This is a genomic window from Aliihoeflea sp. PC F10.4 (assembly GCF_054612275.1).
Genome location: NZ_JBTSWH010000001.1, coordinates 1,069,822 through 1,091,346 on the forward strand (window position 1 = coordinate 1,069,822; position 21,525 = coordinate 1,091,346).

Sequence of the window (21,525 nt, forward strand, 5' to 3'; positions counted from 1 at the left end):
TGAAGGGAAAAGCCCGGCAATGTCGGGCTTTTGTCTTGGCGCTCGGGGTCTCGCGCGTATCCTGCCTCTATGGCAGGCTCCATTCGATCCTTTTCCTTGATCACAGGTAGCGCCGCGATCGCGCTGGCGATATTTGGCGAGGCCGTACTGGCCGATGACGACATCGTCGACGTCCAACTCGTCATCGCAGCCGATGTGTCGCTTTCCATGTCCTACGAGGAATTGAGCATCCAGCGCGAGGGATACGTGGCCGCGCTGACGCATGAAAGCGTCATTCAGGCGATCGAAGACGGTGCTTACGGGCGGATCGCGCTCGCCATGTTCGAATGGGCCGGCGACCAGTCGCAATATGTGGTCGTTCCCTGGACGATCATCGCCTCGCGCGCAGATGCCGAGGCGGTCGCCGCGCGGATGGCGCAGGTCGATACCAACAGCGCGCGGCGGACCTCCGTTTCCGGTGCGCTCGATTTTGCGGGCGACCTTTTTGCCGAAAGCGATTATCGCGGATTGCGCCGCGTAATCGACATTTCGGGCGACGGGCCGAACAATCAGGGTGGCCCGGTAGTCGAGGCGCGCGACCGGCTGGTCGAGCAGGGCATCGTCGTCAACGGTCTTCCCCTGATGACGAATGGCGGCATGAGTTCGATGTTCGACGTGCCGGACCTCGACGAATATTACACGAATTGCGTGATCGGCGGGCCGGGTTCGTTCATGGTTCCCGTCAATGACTGGGACCAGTTTCCTGAAGCGGTTCGTCGCAAGCTCGTTCTGGAACTGGCCGGACCGTGGTCGCCGACGTGGCGCGATTACGCCGAGCGCGCGCCCGTCATTACCGTTTCGAACGTCGAGGCATACGACTGCCTGATCGGCGAAAAGCGCTGGATGAACAGGTCATGGAACGGGCCGAACCCGTAAGTGGCGCTGCCTCATGCCACCAGCAATTGCCGGCGTTCGCCGCGCTCCTGCTGGGGTGATCGCGCATAGACCTCGCGGTAGCATTTGGAAAAATGCGAGGCGGAAACGAATCCGCAGGCAACCGCGACCTCCACAACCGGCATTGCGGACTGCAAGAGAAGATGCCGTGCGCGGTCGAGCCGGATTTCCAGATAGTAGCGGGCCGGCGAACGGCCCATTTCCTGGCGGAACAGTCGTTCGATCTGCCGGCGCGAAAGCCCGACATGGTCGGCGATCTCGATCAGCGACAGCGGCTCCGTCAGATTCGCTTCCATCAGTTCGATGATGGTCAGCACCTTCGAGTTCTGGACACCGAGGCGCGCGCGCAGAGGAAGGCGCTGGCGGTCGGTGGGGCTGCGCACGCGATCGGTCAACACCTGTTCGCACACGCGGTTGACGAGATGTTCGTCGAAATCGTCGCCGATCAGCTTCAGCATCATGTCGAGCGCGGCCGTGCCGCCCGCGCATGTATAGACGTTCTGATCGACCTCGAAGAGATCGGCAAAGACGCTCACCTTCGGAAACGTCTCCGCAAAACCGGGCAGGTTCTCCCAATGGATTGCGCATCTGCGGTTCGACAAAAGCCCGGCGGCGGCCAGAATGTGCGCGCCCGTGCAAAGGCCACCTATGGCGACGCCACGATTATACTCCTCGCGCAGCCAGGCGAAGGTCGTCTTGTTGGCATAGGTCTCGACATTGATGCCCGAGCAGACGATGACCATTGAGGGACGTTCGCCGCCGGTCATCTTGCGCCGCTCGACCTCGAGCGAGGTGTCGGCCGCACACTCCACGCCGTTCGACGCGGCAACGGGATTGCCGTCGAGGCTCGTCAGGCGCCACTGATAGGCCTCGTAGCCCAGCATGCGATTGGCGGCGCGCAACGGTTCGACCGCCGTCGCGAAGGCGATCATCGTGAAATCGGGTATCAGAAAAAAGACAATCGACCGCTTGACGCTGTTTCTGGCGTTCATCCGACACCCCGCCACCCGACTAAATAGCCTCGCGCCACCATGTCGCGATAAAGACAGCCTCAACAGGAAAGCCCTTATGTGTCAATTGCATGGAGCCTTCCTGCAGAACTATTCCGTCATCGGGAAAAACCGTCGCCTAAACGCCAAAAACCGCGCATGGGCAAGCCCTTGCGCGGCTATCGATTTCGAAGCGATTTGCCTTAAACGAAGTAGCCGAGGCGCGAAGCGTTCATCGCGCCGGTCTGGCCCGGCATCGTGCGGCCGAGGCGCTGGCGCTCAAGAGCGGTCGCAAGGTTCATCGGGCGGTTGGCAGCAAAAAAGCGTTTGAACAATTTCATCACACGTCTCCATTTATTGATGACACGCGCAACGGCCTTCGCATCATGGAGTGGGGTCGTTCGTCGTTGTCGGACATATAGGGGTTGTCGAGAGCTTCGTACGCAGCAAAAGCGAAGTTCCCGGATGAAAAAACGACATCTTTCACGACAATTTTCGTGCGTCGGCTATATCGCAACAATGTCGAGACGCTCGCAGGCTCTGGCGTTCATGTGCCGCTCCGTCATCGAACGCCTCGGCAAGAGATTGGCGCGAGATGTCACTGAGGATTTCAGCGGGCAGTTCGGTCAGCAACTGGAACTGGGCGAGGCGGTGATGACGCGCCTTTCGGATCGTCCACCACCGATGCACGCGCGACGTAATCGACGGGCTCATCCACGCGCCCTCCGCGCCGGCTTTGCATCGCGATAATCGACAGGTCTCGAATAGCGCTCGGGCAAGCCGATATCGCGGCGTGTCGCGTCAGACAAATCGTTCAGCAACGCCTCGTTCCGGCGGTGACGGTGAATGGCGACAAGGCCATCGACCAGGTGGGAGAAAGCGGAAATCGTGAACATTTCAGGTCTCCTTTCTGCGTTCTCGATCTCGATGAATTGACAATGGGCCCGGTACGATGTTCAATCAAACGAAATGAAATGATTGTTTCATTCAGGAATTCTGATCATGAATGCGCCGCTCAATCACCCCCTGCCATTGCTCGACCTCGACGTGTTGCGCACATTCGTCGCGATCGCGGAAACGGGAAGTTTTACCGCCGCCGCCAACGCGGTGTTCCGGACGCCGTCAGCCGTTTCCATGCAGATCAAGAAGCTGGAGGAAACGCTCGGGCGTGCGGTTTTCACGCGTGACGCGCGTTCCGTCTCGCTGACGACCGATGGCGAGGTTCTGATCGGCTATGCGCGCCGGCTGATCGCGCTCAATCGCGAAGCCGTGGCGAAATTCATTATTCCCGATATCGCCGGCGTCGTGCGGCTCGGTTCGCCCGACGATTACGGCGAGCGCGTGCTGCCGCATGTTTTGAAGCGGTTTGCCCGCACGCATCCCTCCATTGCCGTCGATGTCACCATCGACCAGACCGTCAATCTGAGGCGGCGGCTCGCTGAAGGTGCGCTCGATATCTCGCTTTTCACGGTCTGCCGATCCGTGCCGGTCGATGCGGAAGTGCTTTTGACCGAGCCGATCGTTTGGGGTGGTGCGAAGGGTGGCTCGGCGCATCTGCGTGAGCCGTTGCCGCTGTCGAGTTGGGAAGAGGGCTGCGCGTGGCGCTCGGCCGCGCTGGATGCGCTCGGGCGGGCAGGGCGCGACTATCGCATCGCCTATATGAGCGCCCATACGGCCGGTCAGCGCGCTGCGATCCTCTCCGATCTGGCCATCGCGCCGCTGCCGCGCTCGTTCATCGGCGAGGACATCGTGGCGCTCGGCCCGGATGAGGGGTTGCCGCTCATGCCCAATTACAGCCTCGCCATGATCGTCGCACCAGATGCTTCCGCGCCGGTCAGGGCCGCCGCTGACCATATCCGTGCAACATTCGAGAATTTCCGCGAGACGGGTACGTTCTGAGCTATTCCCGGTTGCGCCGTGCCGCACGTTCTTCGCGCGAGCGGCGGCGGGGCGCTGCCTCGCCGGTATCGGCAGCCAGCCCCTTGCGCTCGGGCAGCTTCACCTGGGCTGACAGTTTCGGGAACGGATCGACCTTGTTGGGCAGCGCCATCGCATCGACGAAAAGCTGCTGGAAATGCGGTTCCAGCGCCGTCTCGATCTTCTCGATGTGCTTGACGGTCTCTTCGATCTCGCGCCGGTGATCCCGGTTCAAGAGCGCCATCAACGCACCGGTTCCGGCGGCATTGCCGACCGCCTTGACCTCCGCAAGATCGCAGTCGGGGATAAGACCGAGTACCATCGCATATTTCGGATCGATGAAGGAGCCGAATGCGCCGGCAAAGCAGATCGTATCTACTTCGGTAACGCCCTGCTTTTCCATCAGGAGCTTGATGCCGGCATAAAGCGCCGATTTGGCGAGCTGGATCGCGCGCACGTCGTTCTGGGTCACCGTGATGCGCTGCTTGCCATCATGAAGCAGATAGGAAGCCGTGCGCCCTGTGGTCAAAATGCGGGGCGATTTCGCTGCGAGCGAGCCGTCCACCACGCCGTCCTCAGTGATGATCCCTGTAAGATACATCTCGGCGACGACCTCGATGATCGCAGAGCCGCAGATGCCGGTAATGCCGACACTCTCGGCATCTTCAAAGAAGCCCGGCTCGTCGGACCATCTGTCGACGCCGATCACCCGGAATTTCGGCTCCAGCGTTTCAGGATCGATGCGCACGCGCTCGATCGCGCCGGGCGCGGCGCGCTGTCCGGATGAAATCTCGGCTCCCTCGAAGGCCGGCCCGGTAGGCGAGGACGCGGCGAGCAGGCGATGGCGGTTTCCCAGAACGATTTCCGCATTCGTGCCGACATCGACGAGCAGCATCATGCGATCTTGCCGATGCGGGCCTTCCGAAAGCGTCGCGCCGGCCGCGTCCGCGCCGACATGGCCCGCGATGCACGGCAGCACATAGACGCGCGCGCCTTCGTTGATCTTGAGGCCGAGTTCGCTTCCCCAGCTATGCACCGCGCCGGAAACCGCCAGCGCGAAGGGAGCCTGGCCAAGTTCGGTCGGGTCGATGCCGAGGAACAAATGATGCATGATAGGATTGCCGACGAAGACGGCGTCGAGCAGCGTATCGGCCTCGACTTCGGCTTCGTTGCAGACCTTTGCGATCAGATCATTGACCGCGCCGCGCACGGCCTTGGTCATCGCCTCGCGCCCGTCCGGGTTCATCATCACGTAGGAGACGCGGCTCATCAGATCTTCGCCGAAGCGAATCTGCGGGTTTTGTGCGCCGGCGGTGGCGGCGATGCGGCCGGAAAGCAGCGAAACGAGATGCATCGCGATCGTCGTCGAACCGATGTCGCAGGCGATGCCGTAGGCTTCGTTCTTGAGGCCCGGCCAAAGCGCGATGATCGTGGGACGCGATGATTCAAGATCGCGGTGGATGGCGACCGTGACGCCCCAGTTGCCTTTGCGCAGAATAGACTGGACCTGCGGCAGAAGGTGCTGCGAGACGAGCAGATCTTGCCAGCCCCAGTCCTTTTCCAGCATTACTTTCAGCCGGTCGAGATCGCCGAGCGGCTTGTGCATGTCCGGCTCGTCCACCTCGACATAGCAAAGCTGGACAGCCGGATTGCGCTCGATGACGCGCTCGATGGGAGATTTTCGCACGAGCTGCGCGTTGATCTGCACGTCCTGCGGCACGTCGATGACGAGATCGCCCTCGATGGTCGCGGAGCAGGAGAGGCGGCGGCCTTCCGGCAGTCCGCGCACCCGCGCATATCGCTCCTCCTTCGCGCCGAATGGCGAGATATGCTCGGCGGATGAGGAAATCTTGTGCTTGGCGAAACGACCTTCCTGCACTTCGATCTGGCAGCGCCCGCAGGTTGCACGCCCGCCGCACACGCTCTCGACATAGACGCCGAGTTCGCGCGCGGCATCAAGGACGGTCGTGCCCGCGGGAAAGCGTCCGCGCTTGCCCGACGGCATGAAGAGAACCAGCGGGTTCTTGATGTCGGCGGGCGCGTTCATGCCTGTCAGCCGCGCGCCATCCGCGCTTCGCGTCCGCCGCGCCGGCGGCCACCTGCAGCGTCACCCGGCGCGTTGACGGCTACGGGAGCGGCGACCGCATGGCCGCCTTCAGCAGGCTTGTAGTCCTTGTAGGTCTTGATCCATGTCATGCAGTCCTTGTCGGTGCCGGTGAGCACGTTCGCGCCGCGAACCGCTTCCATCTCCTGCGGGCGGCAGGGATTCATGATCGCGCTCGTCATGCCCGCGCCGATGACCATGGGAATGAACGCGGCGTTGATGCCATGACGATGCGGCAGTCCGAACGAGATGTTGGACAGGCCGCAAGTCGTGTTGACCTTCAGTTCCTCGCGCAGGCGTCGCAGCAGCGCGAAGACCTGCCGGCCCGCATCGCCAAGTGCACCGATCGGCATGACCAGCGGATCGACCACGACATCATGGGCGGGAATGCCGAAATCGGCACAGCGCTCGACGATCTTCTTCGCCACCGCGAAGCGCACGTCCGGGTCCATCGAAATACCGGTCTCGTCATTGGAGATCGCAACGACCGGCACGTTGTATTTCTTGACCAGCGGCAGGATCGCTTCCAGCTTCTCCTCCTCGCCCGTCACCGAATTGACCAGCGGCCGGCCCTTGGCGACCTTGAGCGCGGCCTCGATCGCGGCGGAGACAGAACTGTCGATCGAAAGCGGGACGTCGACGAGGCTTTGCACGATCTCCAGCGTCTGCACGAGCAGCGCCGGTTCCGTTGCATTCGGGTCAACCGCCGTGACGCCCGCATTGACGTCGAGCATCGTCGCGCCCGCCGCGACCTGTTCCAGCGCATCCTTGCGAACCGTATCGAAATTGCCCTCGACCATCTCGGCCGCAAGCTTCTTGCGGCCGGTCGGGTTAATTCGCTCGCCGATCACGCAGAAGGGCTGGTCGAAACCGATGACGATTTCTCGTGTCGCGGAGGCGACGATGGTGCGGGTCATATGCGGGCTCCTTGCGCGACGGGTTGCTTATAACGAGGCGTGTTGTGCGGGCGATGCTGCGGCAGGCCACGATCCGCGCTCGACAAGCCATTCGGCACTTTTCTTGATGCCGCCGAACGGAAAGACATGGATTTGTGCGATCGCGCTGCCGGGTGTAGCAGTGACGTGGCTTTCGATCGGACCCACCATGCCTTCGGGTGAATGGCTTGTCGCCAGCGCGGTCAGCGAGAGCGCGTTCTTCTTGAGAAACGAGATCGAGTTGCCGACGCCGCACATGGCGGCGAACTTGATGAGCGTCGTGATCTTGGCGGGGCCGGCGACGCCCAGATGTACGGGCATGTCGATGCCTTGCGCCTTCAGGCCTTCGGCCCACGCGATGAATTTCGCCGCGTCGAAGCCGAATTGCGTCACGATGCGCATATTGATGCCCGTACGTTCGCCGAACGCCTGCTTCTGGCGCAGCGCGTCGATCGCGACCGCTTCGGAAAAGTCCGGGCTGCCTTCGGGATGACCGGCGATGCCGATGTCGGTAATGCCGTTTGCCTCGAAGAAACCGGTATTGAGCACGTCCATCGTCGAGGTGAATTCGCCAGCCGGCTTGTCCAGTCCGCCGCCGATGACGAGCACGTCCGTTACGCCAGCCTCAGCGGCGGTGCGCCGCACGCGATCTTCCAGCGCCGCGCGCGTCGTCAGGCGGCGTGAAGCGAAATGCGGGACCGGCCTGTAGCCAAGATCACGAACGCGTCGGGCGGCTGCCACGAGAGCGTCCGTGGTGTCGTTTCCGATATCCGTAATGTATACATGGGTGCCCTGCGGAAACAGTCCCGGCAGGTCGGCAGATTCGAGCGCCTGTGTCGGTGCGACCTCGATTGAAGCGTTTATAGTCGTCATGATTGGGGATCCTCCCGCTGGGGTTCATGTCCTCCCGCCTTGACCAGAGCGACCAGTCGCTCGCGATCATAAGCGGCCTCATAATCCCTCAAAGCCTTGTTAGCCTCGGCTTCCAGGTCATCCCCAACAGAAATCGGATCGGCCTTGCGCCATTCTGCCAGATAGGCGTCGGTCTCCCCCGCGCCTGTTCTCATCGCGCACATGTCGATTGCTTCGGTGAAGCGAAGCGACAATTCACGCTTGGCATTCTGACGGCCTCTCCGGACGATGATCTGCGCCGGGATGTCACGCCAGTATACAATTATGAGGTCGGCCATGAAAGCTCCCAAGCTTCGATCCACTTTGGAGCATTGACGCAAGGCAACAGGGCCTGCTTGTTGTGCGACGACGCGCGTGCATTCAAAAGCGACGTGTGACCTAAAAGCCGAAGACGGCGCTCGCCAGTGCCGCACCCGCAACGCCCACCGCGCAGATGATGGCGAGTGACAGGAGCGCCAGCGCGACGCCCAAGCCAAGGAAGATCCCGTCACGCTCGGACAGTGCAAGAGCCAGTATCGCGACGGCAAAAGCGGGTAGCCAGTTGCCCAAGGGGATCGGCAGGAACACCACGACCGAGAGGATGAAGGTGATAACGCCCAGATAGCGATCCGACGTGTCGGTGTCGAAAGGCCACCAGCGAGGGCGCACGAGCCGTTCCAGGCGCTCGAGGCGTGGCAAAATGGTACCGATCGACTGCCTGAACCGCTCGGCGCTGATCGACCGGTTGACGATGAAGCCCGGCAACCACGCCTTTCGAAGTCCGAGCATCAGTTGCGCCGAGACCAATACGAGCGGCAAGCCCAAAATGACTGTCGTTCCCGGCGGCAGGGGCAAAAGGTTGAGTGTCGCGAAGAGCAGCAGAAGCATGGCAAAACCGCGGTCTCCCATCGCGCCGAGCAGCGCTTCGACCGAAACGCGTTCGCCCGCTTCGTCAGAAAGTCGCCTGAATATTTCCGACAGCCGCGTCTTTGCCGATGCCGTACACGGATCGGGCATCGGCAGGATCAGGCATCTGGCGATATGATCGGTCATTGTATTCGTCGCGGTTCGCGCTGCACCAAAGACGTTCAGCGTCGCAACTGCAATATGTCGAATGTCGACTCATAGTGCGGAAACGGAAAAGCGATCTGCCAGGTGTCGCTGCCGGTGCGGGTCGCGTAGCCGACCTGATCGCTTTCCGGGCCTGATGCGTAAGGCGGGGCGCTATCGCCGGCGACGAAGAAGGAGCCGAGATAGGTCTGCCGCGTGTCGCTTTCGGTGAAGAAGCGCCCGACCGTCCGCTGCGAGCCCGTGAGCTTTTCGAGACGCCACCCGGAGCCGTCATCGGTCACGCGACAATTGAACCAGCCATAGACGACAAGCTCGGCAAGGCCGCCGGCCTTGATCGTGCGGCATTTCCAGTTTCCCGTCAGATCGAAATCCGCGAAAGGCAGGGCTTCCGCATCGATCGCGGCCAGAAAGGTCGCCTTGGCTTTTTCGTCGGTCGATTGCGACGCTTCGTCGACGGCCTTGTCGCGTGCCTCGTCGAACCGTTCGAGCCGGTCCGTATCAGCCTCGGTGATGATCGACAGGATTTCACCAGTCGCGTGCGCAAAAGGTACGGTCGCGGCCGACAGGAGCAAGGCGATGGAAAGGCGAGAAAGCATGAGGAAGATCCGTTGGCAGGCATTCACGATGTCGTACTGGCCGCATCGTGTGCCTTTTTCAGGGCAGGGGCGAGATCGCCATAGCCGGTGAAACGACGCTCGTAGGCAAGGCCGAGCATATCGGCAGCGCGCATCGCAACGGCTTCGAGTTCAGACTCGTCGGTCTGCGCCAGATAGACGACTTTTTCGTAATTGCCGAAAAAATCCCTCGCAAGTTCCGGATGCCGGTCAAGACCCATCGGCTTCATGAAGAAAGCGTCGAAATGCCGGCACAGAAAGTCCGTCATGTAAAAGGAGGTCATGTCGTCTTCGGCGATAGTCTCGAAGGCGCCGAGCCCCTGATAAAAGGCGAAGCAGTGCGGACCGGCGATGCGCTCGACGCCATGTGTTGCGCATACGCGGTCGAGGTCGCCGCCCGTGCCGCAATCGGCATAGCCGACGAAAATCGTCCCATAGCCTTCGGTGTGCGCCTTCACGATCGCCGCATCGAGCGCGGGAGCGATCCGGTCGGGCCGGTAGTGGAATTCGGCGGGCAGGCATGTCAGGTCGAGATGATCCAGCCGCATCGCAGCCTTAACAGCCAAAATCTCGCGCGCGATCATCCCGCACGCAATTACGAGAACCTTTTCGGCATTCGAACGTTGTGGCGAAATGGAGGCCATTTCGGCAGCCCATACCTAACTTCTGGAGGTTTGATCATATGTCTAAGGCAATTTCACGTCTTGCCGTCGTTTTCGCCGTGGTGGCTCTCGCCAGCGGTTGCGCGAACACGATCCGCGGCGTCGGCGCAGATACCGCCAATGCGGTCGATGCCACGCAGAGCGCCGGCAACAACGTTGCCAACGCCGCTCAGTAAGACGGTGAGGGCGAGGACGCCGGTGACGGCGTCCTTTCTCCTATGCTGAAACGCGGGCGTTGTGCCGGCGCTTCATGTAATCCTTGGCCGTTTCAACGGTGACGGCCGCATCGCGGCAATAGGCGTCGGCACCGACGGCCTTGCCGAATTCCTCATTGAGCGGCGCGCCGCCGACGAGCACGACATAATCGTCGCGAATGCCCTTTTCCTTCATCGTATCGATGACGACCTTCATGTAAGGCATGGTCGTCGTCAAAAGCGCCGACATGCCGATGATGTCCGGCTGGTGCTCTTCCAGAGCGGCAAGATATTTTTCGACCGGATTGTTGATGCCGAGATCGACGACATCGAAGCCGGCGCCTTCCATCATCATGCCGACGAGGTTCTTGCCGATATCGTGGATGTCACCCTTGACGGTGCCGATCACCATCTTGCCCTGCTTCGGCGCATTCGTGGCGGCCAGAAGCGGACGCAGGATGAACATCCCGGCTTTCATCGCATTGGCCGACAAGAGCACTTCGGGCACGAACAGAATGCCGTCGCGGAAATCTTCGCCGACGATGCGCATGCCCTCGACGAGCGCCTCGGTCAGCACTTTGTAGGGCGCCCAGCCACGCTCAAGAAGGATGTTGGTGCCTTCCTCGATCTCTTCCTTCAGCCCGTCGTAGAGATCGTCATGCATCTGCTGCACGAGTTCGTCGTCGGACAGTTCGGACAGGATGATTTCGTCGTCGGACATGAGGCACTCCCGATAGGCGGTTCAGGCGATACGCGCCTTGATTGCAATGTCCAATTCATATGCGCCGGTCGCGCTACGCCATAGCCGGATTGCGACGTCCGGGAATATGAAAACGACCGGAAAAACCTTGGATTTGCTTGTCGAATTTGCGACAGGGTTTGGCGCGCGCAAGCCGTTTCGAAGAGGCCCATTGGCTAGATTGACGATAAAATGCAGCGCAAACGCTGCCGGGATAGACGAGGAAACACCCATGGACGAAAATCTCGCGCACGCAGATGAGGCAGGCTCCGGGCGGCGCGGACGCGGCGCAAGCGGTGGCGCGGCAGCACGGCGCGCGGCGCGTGCCGGCGGCGGTCCGGGCAAGACACTGACCTATATCAAGCGGGAGATACCGCTTTACGAGGTGCTGAACGAGGAGGGGCTGGCGCTGATCGAGGCCAATGCCGACACGGTTCTGGAAGAAGTCGGCATCGAGTTTCGCGACGACGCCGAAGCGCTCGAACTCTTCAAGCAGGCTGGTGCCGACGTGCGCGGTGAACGGGTTCACTTTCCGAAGGGCCTTTGCCGCGAACTCCTGAAGACCGCGCCCTCGCAATTCACGCAGCATGCGCGCAATCCCGAGCGTTCCGTCCAGATCGGCGGTGACGCCACCGTTTTTGCGCCGGTCTATGGTCCGCCCTTCGTGCGCGATCTCGATGGCAACCGCCGTTACGCCACGATCGAGGATTTCCGCAATTTCGTGAAACTCGCCTATATGGCGCCCTCGATCCACCATTCGGGCGGCACGGTGTGCGAGCCGGTCGACATTCCGGTCAACAAGCGGCACCTCGACATGGTGTTCGCCCACATGAAGTTCTCCGACAAGCCGTTCATGGGATCGGTTACCGCGCCGGAACGGGCGGAAGACACGGTCGACATGGCGAAGATTCTCTTCGGCGAGAAATTCGTCGACGAGAACACGGTGATCATCAATCTCATCAATGCCAATTCGCCGATGGTCTTCGACGAGACCATGCTCGGCGCGGCAAAGGTCTATGCACGCAACAATCAGGCCTGCATCATCACCCCGTTCATTCTGGCCGGCGCGATGAGCCCGGTGACGGTGGCGGGCACGCTGACGCAGGTTCTGGCCGAAGTGCTGGCGGGCGCGTCCTTCACGCAGCTTGTGCGGCCGGGCGCGCCGGTTCTGTTCGGCACATTCGCGTCGTCCATCTCGATGCAGTCGGGTGCGCCGACCTTCGGAACGCCGGAGCCGACGCTGGTTTCTTACGGCGCAGCGCAGCTTGCGCGCCGTGTTGGACTGCCTTTCCGTACTGGCGGATCGCTTTGCGCCTCCAAGATTCCCGATGCGCAGGCGGCCTATGAAAGCGCCAACACGCTGAACTCGACCGTGCTGGCTGGTACAAACTTCGTTCTGCACGCCGCAGGCTGGCTCGAAGGTGGGCTGGCCTCCTGCTACGAGAAATTCATGATGGATGTCGATCAGCTCGGCATGCAGCAGAAATTTGCGCAGGGCGTCGACCTTTCGGAGAACGGGCAGGCGATGGACGCGATTCGGGAGGTCGGGCCGGGCAGCCACTATCTTGGCTGTTCGCACACGCAGGCGAACTTCCAGTCAGCCTTTTATCGCTCGACGATCGCGGACAACAATTCCTTCGAGCAATGGCAGGCCGAAGGCGAAAAGCCCGCGCACGCCCGCGCCAACGAACTCGCCCGGCGCTGGCTGGACAGCTACGAAGCGCCATATCTCGATCCGGGCATCGAGGACGGGCTGAAGGATTTCATGACGAAGAAGAAGGAATCGATGCCCGACGCCTTCACGTGAAGGGAGCCCGAAACAGGCCGGGCTAAAGTGGCCGACATCATTCACAAGGAAGTCTGGCGCTCCGCAGTGCGGGGGCCGGATCAGAAGACGTGACCGGCATCGAGACGGTTGCCCAAGAACTCGTTGTGCATGGTCTGATTATACGCGGCGGGTTTAATTTTGAGCTGGGTGAAGACGCGCCAGCGAAAGCCGTGCTGCTCGTCGGGCATGGTGGTGCAGAATACTGGACGCATTTCCAGAATTGGCATCGAAACAATCCGCAAACCGCCGAGCCGCTCGACACATGGTCGCGCATCGTCATCGATGATGTGGCGCGATCCGTCGGTGCGCGTGCCGTCTATCCGAACGACCGGCCGTATCTGCCGTTCCAGCAATGGGCGATGCGGGCGGAGGGATTGCGACCGTCACCGCTCGGCATCTTGATGCATCCCCGGTTCGGTCTCTGGCACGCCTATCGCGGTGCGTTGCTGTTCGATCATGAGATTTCGATTCAACACGCTCGCAGATCGAATCATATTTGCGACCTATGTGTCGAAAAACCTTGCCTGAATTCCTGTCCGGTCGATGCGTTTACGGATGCCGGATATGCCGTCGAGCGCTGCCGGGCGCATGTGCGGAGCGAAGGAGCGACGTGCCGTTCGGCTGGATGCATCGCGCGCAATGCGTGTCCACACGACGCTTTTCGATATCCGCCCGACGTGCAGGCGTTTCACATGGCGGCCTTCGTCTAAAGCGCGAGGCGCGTCGTGTGCTTGATGCTTTTCAGCACGAGGTTCGTGCGCACATTGGCGATGCCGGGCAGGCGGAACAGGAAGCCTTCGAGAAAAGCGTTATACGCATCGAGGTCCGCGCACAGGACGCGCAGATGATAGTCGGCCTCGCCGGTCGTCGAAAAACAGTCGAGCACTTCGGGACGCTTTTGCACCTCGGCGATGAAAGTGTCGACATGCCCGTGGTCGTGGCGCGTCAGGGTAACGTGGACGACGGCATGGAACTGCAATCCTGATTCAACGGGATCGAGCAAGGCTCTGTAACCGCTGATGATTCCGGCATCTTCGAGGGCGCGAACGCGCCGCCAGCAGGCCGATGCCGACAGGCCGCAGCGCTCAGCAAGATCCTGATTGGATATGCGTCCATCTTCCTGCAAGACGGCGAGGATGCGCTTGTCTTGATCTTCCAGTTTCATGTATCTTCCCGCATGAATTCTCCGATTTTATGCGTATCACCGGATAATGCTACCGGCAAATAGCGTTTTCACTGTAATTGCGGCAGGAGTTGCCACCCGTTTCGCGCTATTCTTCGCCCAGCCAATCTGCGGAGGATCAGCCATGACAATCCATACGCCTCAGCGTCCGCTTGCCACCTACAAGCTCAAGGACCGTTACGAAATGGAGCGCGGGCGCGTCTTCATGACGGGAACGCAGGCGCTCGTTCGTGTCGCACTCGATCAGGCGCGGCGAGACCGGGAGGCGGGCAAGCAGACAGGCGGTTTCATTTCCGGGTATCGCGGATCGCCGCTCGGCGGTGTCGATCTGGAGCTTTGGCGCATCGGCAATAAGCTCAAAGACAATGCGATCGAGTTTTTGCCGGCGGTGAACGAAGATCTGGCTGCAACGGCAGTTTTGGGATCGCAACAGGTTGAGACAAACCCGAAGCGCGAGGTCGAGGGCGTATTCGCGCTTTGGTACGGCAAGGGGCCGGGCGTCGACCGCGCGGGCGATGCGCTCAAGCACGGCAACGCCTATGGATCGTCGCCGAATGGCGGCGTGCTGGTCGTCGCGGGTGACGACCACGGCTGCGTGTCGTCCTCAATGCCGCATCAGTCCGATGTCGCCTTCATGGCGTGGTTCATGCCGACTTTGAACCCGGCTAGCGTCTCCGAATATCTCGAATTTGGCGAATACGGTTACGCCCTGTCGCGCTATTCGGGCATGTGGGTCGGCTTCAAGGCGGTCTCCGAAACGGTGGAATCGGGCGCTTCGTTCGAGTTGAAGCCGGATCGCCTGTTCAACGCACCGGACTTCGCCTTTCCGACGACCGGATTGCACTATCGCTGGCCGGACCTTCCGGGACCGCAGATCGAGGAACGCATGGAGGCGAAGAAGCAGGCGGTCTTCGCTTTCGCCGACGCTAATCCGATCGACCGGCATATCTATGAGGTGCGGCACGCCAAGTTCGGTATCGTCACGACCGGGAAGGGGCATCTCGACCTGATGGAGGCGCTGCGTCTTCTGGGGATCGGCGAAACCGAATGCCGCGAACTCGGTATCGACATCTACAAGGTCGGTATGGTGTGGCCGCTGGCGCGGCGCGATGCGCTCGATTTCGTGCGCGGCAAGGAGGAAGTCCTCGTCATCGAGGAAAAGCGCGGCATCATCGAAAGCCAGTTCAAGGAATATTTCTACGACTGGCCGGGCGACAAGCCGAAGCGCATGGTAGGCAAGCGCGACGAAGCGGGCGAACGTCTGGTGCCGTGGACGGGCGAACTGTCGCCACGCCAGCTCTTGCCCATCGTCGCCAAGCGGCTCGACGGTATCTTTGCCGGTCGCGATTTTTCGGCGCGCGCCCGCGCGATCACGCAGTCGCCGGTTTCCGCGATCAGCGTTCCGGGCGCGACCCGTACGCCCTATTTTTGCTCGGGCTGCCCGCACAACACCTCGACAAAGGTGCCGGAAGGCTCCACCGCGCTCGCCGGCATCGGCTGCCACTTCATGGCGTCGTGGATGGACCGCGAAACGACATCCCTGATCCAGATGGGCGGCGAGGGCGTCAACTGGGCCGCATCCTCGCTCTTTACCGGCAAAGGCCACGTCTTCCAGAATCTGGGCGAGGGGACCTATTACCATTCCGGCTCGATGGCGATCCGGCAGGCGATCGCGGCGAAGGCCAACATCACTTACAAGATTCTCTTTAACGACGCGGTAGCGATGACGGGTGGCCAGCCCGTCGACGGGCCTGTTTCGGTTCACGCCATCGCGGCGGAAGTGCGGGCCGAGGGTGTCGAGCGCATCGCACTCGTTTCAGATATGCCGGAAAAATTCTCCGTTCAGGATTTTCCGGCAGGCACCACCATTCATCATCGCCGCGAGTTGGATGCCATCCAGCGCGAACTGCGCGACGTGAAGGGCGTGTCAGTCCTGATCTACGAGCAGACCTGCGCCACCGAAAAGCGCCGCCGTCGCAAGCGTGGCACGATGGAAGACCCGAAGAAATTCGTCGTCATCAATGAACTCGTCTGCGAGGGCTGCGGCGACTGCTCGGTCGAGTCGAACTGCCTGTCCGTCGAGCCGCTCGAAACCGAGTTCGGCACAAAACGGCGTATCAATCAGTCGTCCTGCAACAAGGATTTTTCCTGCCTCAACGGCTTTTGCCCCAGTTTCGTGACTGTGGAAGGCGCAACGCGCAAAAAGAAGAGCGGCATCGAGGTCGATCTTGCAAGCCTTGCCGCCGGATTGGCAGAGCCAGAATTGCCGTCGCTCGACAAGCCGTTCGATCTCCTGATTACCGGCGTCGGCGGCACGGGCGTCGTCACGGTCGGCCAATTGGTCACCATGGGCGCGCATCTGGAGGCGAAAGGCGCGACGGTGCTCGACTTCACCGGTTTTGCGCAAAAATTCGGACCGGTGCTCTCCTTCGTGAGGATCGGAGCGACGCCGCAGGCGATCCATCAGGTTCGCATCGATGGCGGCGCGGCCGACGCGCTGATCGGTTGCGACATCGTCGTTTCGTCTTCTTCCAAGGCGTCCGCGACGTATCGGGCGGGCATGAAGGCGGCGGTCAATCTCGCCAAGATGCCGACCGGCGACATCGTGCGCCGACGTGACGCCGACCTTGCCGTCGATGCGCGCCTTGCGGCAATCGAAAGCGTCACGGGCGCTGAAGCGCTGTCCGCCGTCGATGCAAATCGCCTGTCGGAAAAACTGATGGGCGACACGGTTTTCGCCAATGTCATGATGCTGGGCTTCGCCTGGCAACTCGGGCTCGTTCCGGTCGGCTTCGAGGCGTTGCGTCAGGCGATCGAGCTCAACGGCGTCGCGATCGAGGCGAACCATCGCGCTTTTCTGATTGGGCGTATTGCGGCGGCGAAGCCCGAGGCGCTCAAGGGTCTTATCGCGCCGAAGCAGCCGGCGCGCGAAACGCTCGACCAGATCGTCGCGAAGCGCGAGGCGTTCCTCACCGACTATCAGGATGCGGCCTATGCGGCGCGATATCGCCGGTTCGTCGATAAGGTTCAGGCGGCAGAAAGCGATCTCGGCTCGCAAAGGCTCACAGAGGCCGTCGCACGTTCGCTCTTCAAGCTCATGGCGTACAAGGACGAGTACGAAGTCGCCAGGCTTCACACGCAAACGGGACTGAAACAGAAGCTCGCGGCGGAATTCGAAGGCGATTATCGCATCGTGCATCATCTCGCCCCGCCGATAATGGGCGGCGAAACGGACGCGCGCGGACGACCATTGAAGCGCTCGTTCGGGCCGTGGATCCGCAAGCCTTTCCACGTACTCGCGCGCATGAAGCGCCTGCGCGGCACGTCGTTCGACGTGTTCGGCTACACCGCAGAGCGGCGCATGGAACGCGACCTGATCGGCTGGTACGAAGAAAAGATCGATGATGCGCTTGCGAAGCTTTCGCCGCAGAATGTTGAAGCGGTGGCCGATATAATGGCTTTGCCGATGCAAATTCGCGGCTTCGGGCCAGTGAAAGACCAAGCGATTGCCGAAGTGCGTCCCAAGCTTGACGCCGCGCTAACTGACGTTTGAAGCTCACGATTTGTGTCGGTGGGCCAAGGTTGGGCTTGCTTCACGCAATCGGCTGCGCTAACCCTCGCCGCGTTGCAACAAGGCCCATTGCCGATCCCGTTCTGGCTGGCGAAAGTGTCGCGCTATTCCTTCCGCGCCGACCCGCTATAATCCAGGGATCGCGGCTCATCGGGAAGTCGGTTCATGAACGAAGTACTCACGTCCTATCTGCCCATCGTGATTTTCATGGGAGTGGCGTTGGTCGTCGGTCTGGCGTTGATCGCGGCACCGTTTCTGGTCGCCTATCGCAACCCCGATCCCGAGAAGCTGTCGGCCTACGAATGCGGCTTCAACGCGTTCGATGACGCGCGCATGAAGTTCGACATCCGCTTTTATCTGGTCGCCATCCTGTTCATCATCTTCGATCTGGAAGTCGCCTTCCTCTTCCCCTGGGCTATTTCCTTCGGTGAGATCGGCTTGCTCGGTTTCTGGTCGATGATGATCTTCCTCGGTGTTTTGACCATCGGCTTCATTTATGAGTGGAAAAAAGGAGCGCTGGAATGGGATTGATCGATAACTCCCAGACCCTCGTCGCGCCGAAGCCCAAAGGGCTCATCGACCCGAATACCGGCAATCCGATCGGTTCGGACGACCCGTTTTTCCTGAACGTCAAGGAAGAACTGGACGACAAGGGCTTTCTCGTCACCTCGTCCGAGGCGCTGATCACCTGGGCGCGCAGCGGATCGTTAATGTATATGACGTTCGGCCTGGCCTGCTGCGCCGTGGAAATGATCCATTCGGCGATGCCGCGCTACGATTCGGAGCGTTTCGGCATCGCGCCTCGCGCATCACCACGCCAGTCGGACATCATGATCGTCGCAGGCACGCTGACGAACAAGATGGCGCCGGCCCTGCGCAAGGTCTACGACCAGATGCCCGAGCCGCGCTACGTCATCTCGATGGGATCGTGCGCCAATGGCGGCGGCTACTACCACTATTCCTATTCGGTGGTGCGCGGCTGTGACCGGATTGTGCCCGTCGACATCTATGTGCCGGGGTGTCCGCCTTCGGCCGAGGCACTCCTCTACGGCATCCTTCTTTTGCAAAAGAAGATCCGCCGCACCGGCACGATCGAACGCTAGGACAGGCAAATGAGCGAAGCTCTGAACGAACTCGCCACCTATCTGAGCGGCAAGCTTGGCGGTCGCATCCATGATGCGGGCGTGGCCTTCGGCGATCTGACGATCCATACGCAGCCGGGCGACCTCATCGACGTGCTCGAGTTCCTGCGCGACGACATCCAGTGTCGTTTCGTCTCGATCATCGACATTTGCGGGGCCGACTATCCGGCTCGCGAGAGGCGGTTCGATGTGGTCTATCACCTCCTGTCGCCCTACCAGAATTTACGCATTCGCGTGAAGGTCAGGACGGACGAGGATACGCCGATTCCGTCGGCAACGGCGGTCTATCCGGGCGCGGACTGGTTCGAGCGCGAGACCTATGATCTTTACGGCGTGCTTTTCACCGGCCATCCGGACCTGCGCCGTATTCTGACCGACTACGGTTTCGAGGGGCATCCGCTCCGCAAAGATTTCCCGCTGACCGGCTTCGTCGAAGTCCGCTACGACGACGAGGTCAAGCGCGTGGTCTACGAGCCGGTCGAGCTCAAGCAGGAATTCCGCAACTTCGACTTCCTCTCGCCATGGGAAGGTACGGACTACGTGCTGCCGGGCGACGAGAAGGCGAAAGCGAACTGAGGCGCCTCGATGGCTGAAACGTCTGTACGCAATTTCAACATCAACTTTGGCCCGCAGCATCCTGCGGCGCACGGGGTTCTGCGTCTCGTGCTTGAGCTCGACGGCGAGGTGGTCGACCGTGTCGATCCGCATATCGGCCTGCTTCACCGCGGCACGGAAAAGCTGATCGAGGCGAAGACCTATCTTCAGGCCGTGCCGTATTTCGACCGGCTCGATTACTGCGCGCCGATGAATCAGGAGCATGCTTTCGCGCTTGGCGTCGAAAAGCTGCTCGGCATCGAAGTGCCGAAGCGTGGCCAGATCATCCGCGTGCTTTACTCGGAAATCGGCCGCATCATGTCGCACGTTCTCAACGTGACGACGCAGGCGATGGACGTTGGCGCACTGACGCCGCCGCTCTGGGGCTTCGAGGAGCGCGAAAAGCTTTGCGTGTTCTACGAGCGCGCCTCGGGCAGCCGCATGCATGCGGCCTATTTTCGCCCCGGTGGCGTTCATCAGGACCTACCCGAAAAGCTCGTCGAAGATATCGGCAAGTGGGTCGATCCGTTCCTGAAGATGATGGACAATCTCGACAATCTTCTGACGGGCAACCGCATCTTCAAGCAGCGTAACGTCGATATCGGCGTGGTTTCGCTCGAGGACGCATGGGCGTGGGGTTTTTCCGGCGTCATGGTGCGTGGTTCGGGCGCTGCCTGGGATTTGCGGAAGTCGCAGCCCTATGAATGCTATTCAGAGATGGAATTCGACGTGCCAATCGGCAAGAACGGCGATTGCTTCGACCGTTATCTGATCCGCATGGAAGAGATGCGCCAGTCCGCGAAGATCATCCGCCAGTGTGTCGATCTCCTGCTCGGCAAGGAAAAGACCGGGCCGGTCTCGTCTACGGACGGCAAGATCGTGCCGCCGAAGCGGCAGGCGATGAAGCGCTCGATGGAGGCGCTGATCCATCACTTCAAGCTTTACACCGAAGGCTACCGTGTGCCGGCGGGCGAGGTCTATGCGGCCGTCGAAGCGCCAAAGGGCGAATTCGGCGTCTATCTCGTCTCCGACGGCACCAACAAGCCGTATCGCTGCAAGCTTCGCGCGCCGGGCTTCGCGCATCTACAGTCGATGGATTTCCTGTGCAAGGGGCACCTTCTGGCGGACGTCTCGGCGGTTCTCGGCTCGCTCGACATCGTGTTCGGCGAGGTCGATCGCTGATGAGCCAAATGCGCACGGGCGAGATTGCGGTGGATCGTGTTCAAGGAGGCGTCGATGGCGCGGCCCTACACGAGCGCGCCGCTATCGGCGTTCTGCGCCTGTCGACCGTCGCGTTGCGTCCGTTTCACGATTTCGGCTTTTCCTACGTTGCCCGCTTCACACGCAAGCTTTTGCCGAGCAAAAAGCCGATGGTCCTGAAGCTTGCCGACGACAGTTTCATGCGCGTCGATTATTGCGACGCGTACTGGTCGACGCTTTTGTCGCCCAGCTACAAATATGAAGAGTGGATCACGACGCTTTTAGCCGATTCGGCCGATGTCGATTACGGTTTCATCGATGGCGGGGCGAACCACGGCTACTGGTCGATCCTGGCGAGCGGCGCGAAGGCCGGATCGAAGCCGGTCGTCGCGATCGAGGCAGCATCCGACACGTTTGCGCATCTCGACGACAACCGCCGCCTCAACGGCGAACGGTTCACGGCGCTCAACCGTGCGATTGGAGCGGTCGGCGGCGAACGAGTATTGATCTATGGTGCCAAGCACGAAGCGCGCACGATGGTCGCAACGGGCGATGCCAAGCCGATACTTGACTGCGTGACGATCTCGCTCGACGAAGTCGCCGCGATGGATGAGTTTGCGGGAACCGATAAGTTCATCGTCAAGCTGGACGTCGAAGGCGTGGAGATCGCGGCGTTCTCAGGCGCCGAGCGGCTTTTGGCGGGCGACAGCGCATTCGTCTATGAGGAGCATGGTTCGGATCGCGCACATGAGACGACGCGCTATGTGATCGAGACGCTGGGCCTGAGGGTATTCTGGCTGGGCGAGGGGCACGCGTCGGAAATCGTCTCGCTCGACACGCTCGATGGAATCAAGAAATCCCGCCGCTTCGGCTATGATATGGTCGCGACCAAAAGTCCGTTCTGGCTGTCGCGGCTGGAACGTCTGGTCGCGGGCCAGGCCACAGCGCACTAAGCGGG

At 61.1% G+C, this 21,525-nt stretch carries 24 protein-coding genes; 11 read left to right on the forward strand and 13 right to left on the reverse strand.

The genetic code is table 11. The features are described from left to right. The first annotated feature begins 69 nt into the window (after positions 1-69). Positions 70-915, forward strand: a complete 846-nt coding sequence (locus ACX82Z_RS05305; protein ID WP_459586999.1) for a DUF1194 domain-containing protein — start codon at positions 70-72, stop codon at positions 913-915. An 11-nt stretch (positions 916-926) separates the two neighbouring features. Here the strand turns inward: ACX82Z_RS05305 and ACX82Z_RS05310 are convergent, their stop codons facing one another. The 4 genes from ACX82Z_RS05310 to ACX82Z_RS05325 all read right to left on the reverse strand — a co-directional run bounded on the left by ACX82Z_RS05310 (position 927) and on the right by ACX82Z_RS05325 (position 2,818). After that, entirely contained in the window at positions 927-1,925 is a 999-nt protein-coding gene (locus ACX82Z_RS05310; protein WP_459587001.1) for a GlxA family transcriptional regulator, read from the reverse strand. A 200-nt stretch (positions 1,926-2,125) separates the two neighbouring features. Then, the gene (locus ACX82Z_RS05315; RefSeq protein WP_459587003.1) at positions 2,126-2,263 is read right to left on the reverse strand and encodes a hypothetical protein; all 138 of its coding nucleotides are present in this window, start codon (positions 2,261-2,263) and stop codon (positions 2,126-2,128) included. Between the two features lie 142 nt (positions 2,264-2,405). Continuing rightward, positions 2,406-2,636: a hypothetical protein gene (locus ACX82Z_RS05320; protein WP_459587005.1), complete on the reverse strand. Its 231-nt coding sequence runs from the start codon at positions 2,634-2,636 to the stop codon at positions 2,406-2,408. Continuing rightward, entirely contained in the window at positions 2,633-2,818 is a 186-nt protein-coding gene (locus ACX82Z_RS05325; RefSeq protein WP_459587006.1) for a hypothetical protein, read from the reverse strand. Before ACX82Z_RS05325 ends, ACX82Z_RS05320 begins: the two co-directional genes overlap by 4 nt. Before the next feature lie 106 nt (positions 2,819-2,924). Between ACX82Z_RS05325 and ACX82Z_RS05330 the strand changes: the two genes are divergently transcribed. Further along, positions 2,925-3,821, forward strand: coding sequence for a LysR substrate-binding domain-containing protein (locus ACX82Z_RS05330; RefSeq protein ID WP_459587008.1), 897 nt, complete (start codon positions 2,925-2,927; stop codon positions 3,819-3,821). 1 nt (position 3,822) lies between these two features. Here the strand turns inward: ACX82Z_RS05330 and ACX82Z_RS05335 are convergent, their stop codons facing one another. The 7 genes from ACX82Z_RS05335 to ACX82Z_RS05365 form a co-directional block, all read right to left on the reverse strand. Continuing rightward, complete coding sequence (locus ACX82Z_RS05335) at positions 3,823-5,886, reverse strand: ASKHA domain-containing protein (protein WP_459587010.1); 2,064 nt, start codon at positions 5,884-5,886, stop codon at positions 3,823-3,825. A gap of 5 nt (positions 5,887-5,891) precedes the next feature. Further along, positions 5,892-6,860: a methyltetrahydrofolate cobalamin methyltransferase gene (locus tag ACX82Z_RS05340; RefSeq protein WP_459587012.1), complete on the reverse strand. Its 969-nt coding sequence runs from the start codon at positions 6,858-6,860 to the stop codon at positions 5,892-5,894. A gap of 27 nt (positions 6,861-6,887) precedes the next feature. Next, entirely contained in the window at positions 6,888-7,751 is an 864-nt protein-coding gene (locus ACX82Z_RS05345; RefSeq protein ID WP_459587014.1) for a methylenetetrahydrofolate reductase, read from the reverse strand. Further along, positions 7,748-8,068, reverse strand: a complete 321-nt coding sequence (locus tag ACX82Z_RS05350; RefSeq protein WP_459587016.1) for a virulence factor — start codon at positions 8,066-8,068, stop codon at positions 7,748-7,750. Before ACX82Z_RS05350 ends, ACX82Z_RS05345 begins: the two co-directional genes overlap by 4 nt. 100 nt (positions 8,069-8,168) lie before the next feature. Further along, complete coding sequence (locus tag ACX82Z_RS05355) at positions 8,169-8,822, reverse strand: exopolysaccharide biosynthesis protein (RefSeq protein ID WP_459587017.1); 654 nt, start codon at positions 8,820-8,822, stop codon at positions 8,169-8,171. Positions 8,823-8,857: 35 nt separating this feature from the next. Next, complete coding sequence (locus ACX82Z_RS05360; RefSeq protein WP_459587019.1) at positions 8,858-9,436, reverse strand: DUF4893 domain-containing protein; 579 nt, start codon at positions 9,434-9,436, stop codon at positions 8,858-8,860. Between the two features lie 23 nt (positions 9,437-9,459). Continuing rightward, entirely contained in the window at positions 9,460-10,098 is a 639-nt protein-coding gene (locus tag ACX82Z_RS05365) for a DUF1638 domain-containing protein (RefSeq protein WP_459587021.1), read from the reverse strand. Between the two features lie 38 nt (positions 10,099-10,136). Here ACX82Z_RS05365 and ACX82Z_RS05370 point away from each other — a divergent pair, with 38 nt between their 5' ends. Next, positions 10,137-10,292, forward strand: a complete 156-nt coding sequence (locus ACX82Z_RS05370; RefSeq protein WP_459587022.1) for an entericidin domain-containing protein — start codon at positions 10,137-10,139, stop codon at positions 10,290-10,292. A gap of 40 nt (positions 10,293-10,332) precedes the next feature. Here the strand turns inward: ACX82Z_RS05370 and ACX82Z_RS05375 are convergent, their stop codons facing one another. Then, positions 10,333-11,031, reverse strand: a complete 699-nt coding sequence (locus tag ACX82Z_RS05375; RefSeq protein WP_459587023.1) for a corrinoid protein — start codon at positions 11,029-11,031, stop codon at positions 10,333-10,335. Between the two features lie 250 nt (positions 11,032-11,281). Between ACX82Z_RS05375 and ACX82Z_RS05380 the strand changes: the two genes are divergently transcribed. Both ACX82Z_RS05380 and ACX82Z_RS05385 read left to right on the forward strand, forming a co-directional pair. Next, a complete protein-coding gene (locus ACX82Z_RS05380) occupies positions 11,282-12,856 on the forward strand; it encodes a trimethylamine methyltransferase family protein (RefSeq protein ID WP_459587024.1) in 1,575 nt (524 codons plus the stop codon). Positions 12,857-12,945: 89 nt separating this feature from the next. After that, complete coding sequence (locus ACX82Z_RS05385) at positions 12,946-13,587, forward strand: hypothetical protein (protein ID WP_459587025.1); 642 nt, start codon at positions 12,946-12,948, stop codon at positions 13,585-13,587. Here ACX82Z_RS05385 and ACX82Z_RS05390 read toward each other — a convergent pair. Beyond that, entirely contained in the window at positions 13,584-14,042 is a 459-nt protein-coding gene (locus tag ACX82Z_RS05390) for an Lrp/AsnC family transcriptional regulator (RefSeq protein WP_459587026.1), read from the reverse strand. The genes ACX82Z_RS05385 and ACX82Z_RS05390 overlap by 4 nt on opposite strands. A gap of 142 nt (positions 14,043-14,184) precedes the next feature. Here ACX82Z_RS05390 and ACX82Z_RS05395 point away from each other — a divergent pair, with 142 nt between their 5' ends. The 6 genes from ACX82Z_RS05395 (at position 14,185) to ACX82Z_RS05420 (ending at position 21,520) form a co-directional block, all read left to right on the forward strand. Beyond that, the gene (locus ACX82Z_RS05395) at positions 14,185-17,613 is read left to right on the forward strand and encodes an indolepyruvate ferredoxin oxidoreductase family protein (RefSeq protein ID WP_459587028.1); all 3,429 of its coding nucleotides are present in this window, start codon (positions 14,185-14,187) and stop codon (positions 17,611-17,613) included. A gap of 183 nt (positions 17,614-17,796) precedes the next feature. After that, a complete protein-coding gene (locus ACX82Z_RS05400; RefSeq protein ID WP_459587030.1) occupies positions 17,797-18,162 on the forward strand; it encodes an NADH-quinone oxidoreductase subunit A in 366 nt (121 codons plus the stop codon). Further along, positions 18,153-18,734 (forward strand): NuoB/complex I 20 kDa subunit family protein, encoded by a 582-nt coding sequence (locus ACX82Z_RS05405; protein ID WP_459587032.1) that lies wholly within the window; start codon positions 18,153-18,155, stop codon positions 18,732-18,734. The genes ACX82Z_RS05400 and ACX82Z_RS05405 overlap by 10 nt, the downstream gene beginning before the upstream one ends. Positions 18,735-18,743: 9 nt before the next feature. Further along, positions 18,744-19,349, forward strand: a complete 606-nt coding sequence (locus tag ACX82Z_RS05410) for an NADH-quinone oxidoreductase subunit C (protein WP_459587034.1) — start codon at positions 18,744-18,746, stop codon at positions 19,347-19,349. A gap of 9 nt (positions 19,350-19,358) precedes the next feature. Next, entirely contained in the window at positions 19,359-20,549 is a 1,191-nt protein-coding gene (locus ACX82Z_RS05415) for an NADH-quinone oxidoreductase subunit D (protein ID WP_459587036.1), read from the forward strand. Further along, complete coding sequence (locus ACX82Z_RS05420; RefSeq protein WP_459587038.1) at positions 20,549-21,520, forward strand: FkbM family methyltransferase; 972 nt, start codon at positions 20,549-20,551, stop codon at positions 21,518-21,520. Before ACX82Z_RS05415 ends, ACX82Z_RS05420 begins: the two co-directional genes overlap by 1 nt. The last annotated feature ends 5 nt before the right edge of the window (positions 21,521-21,525 follow it).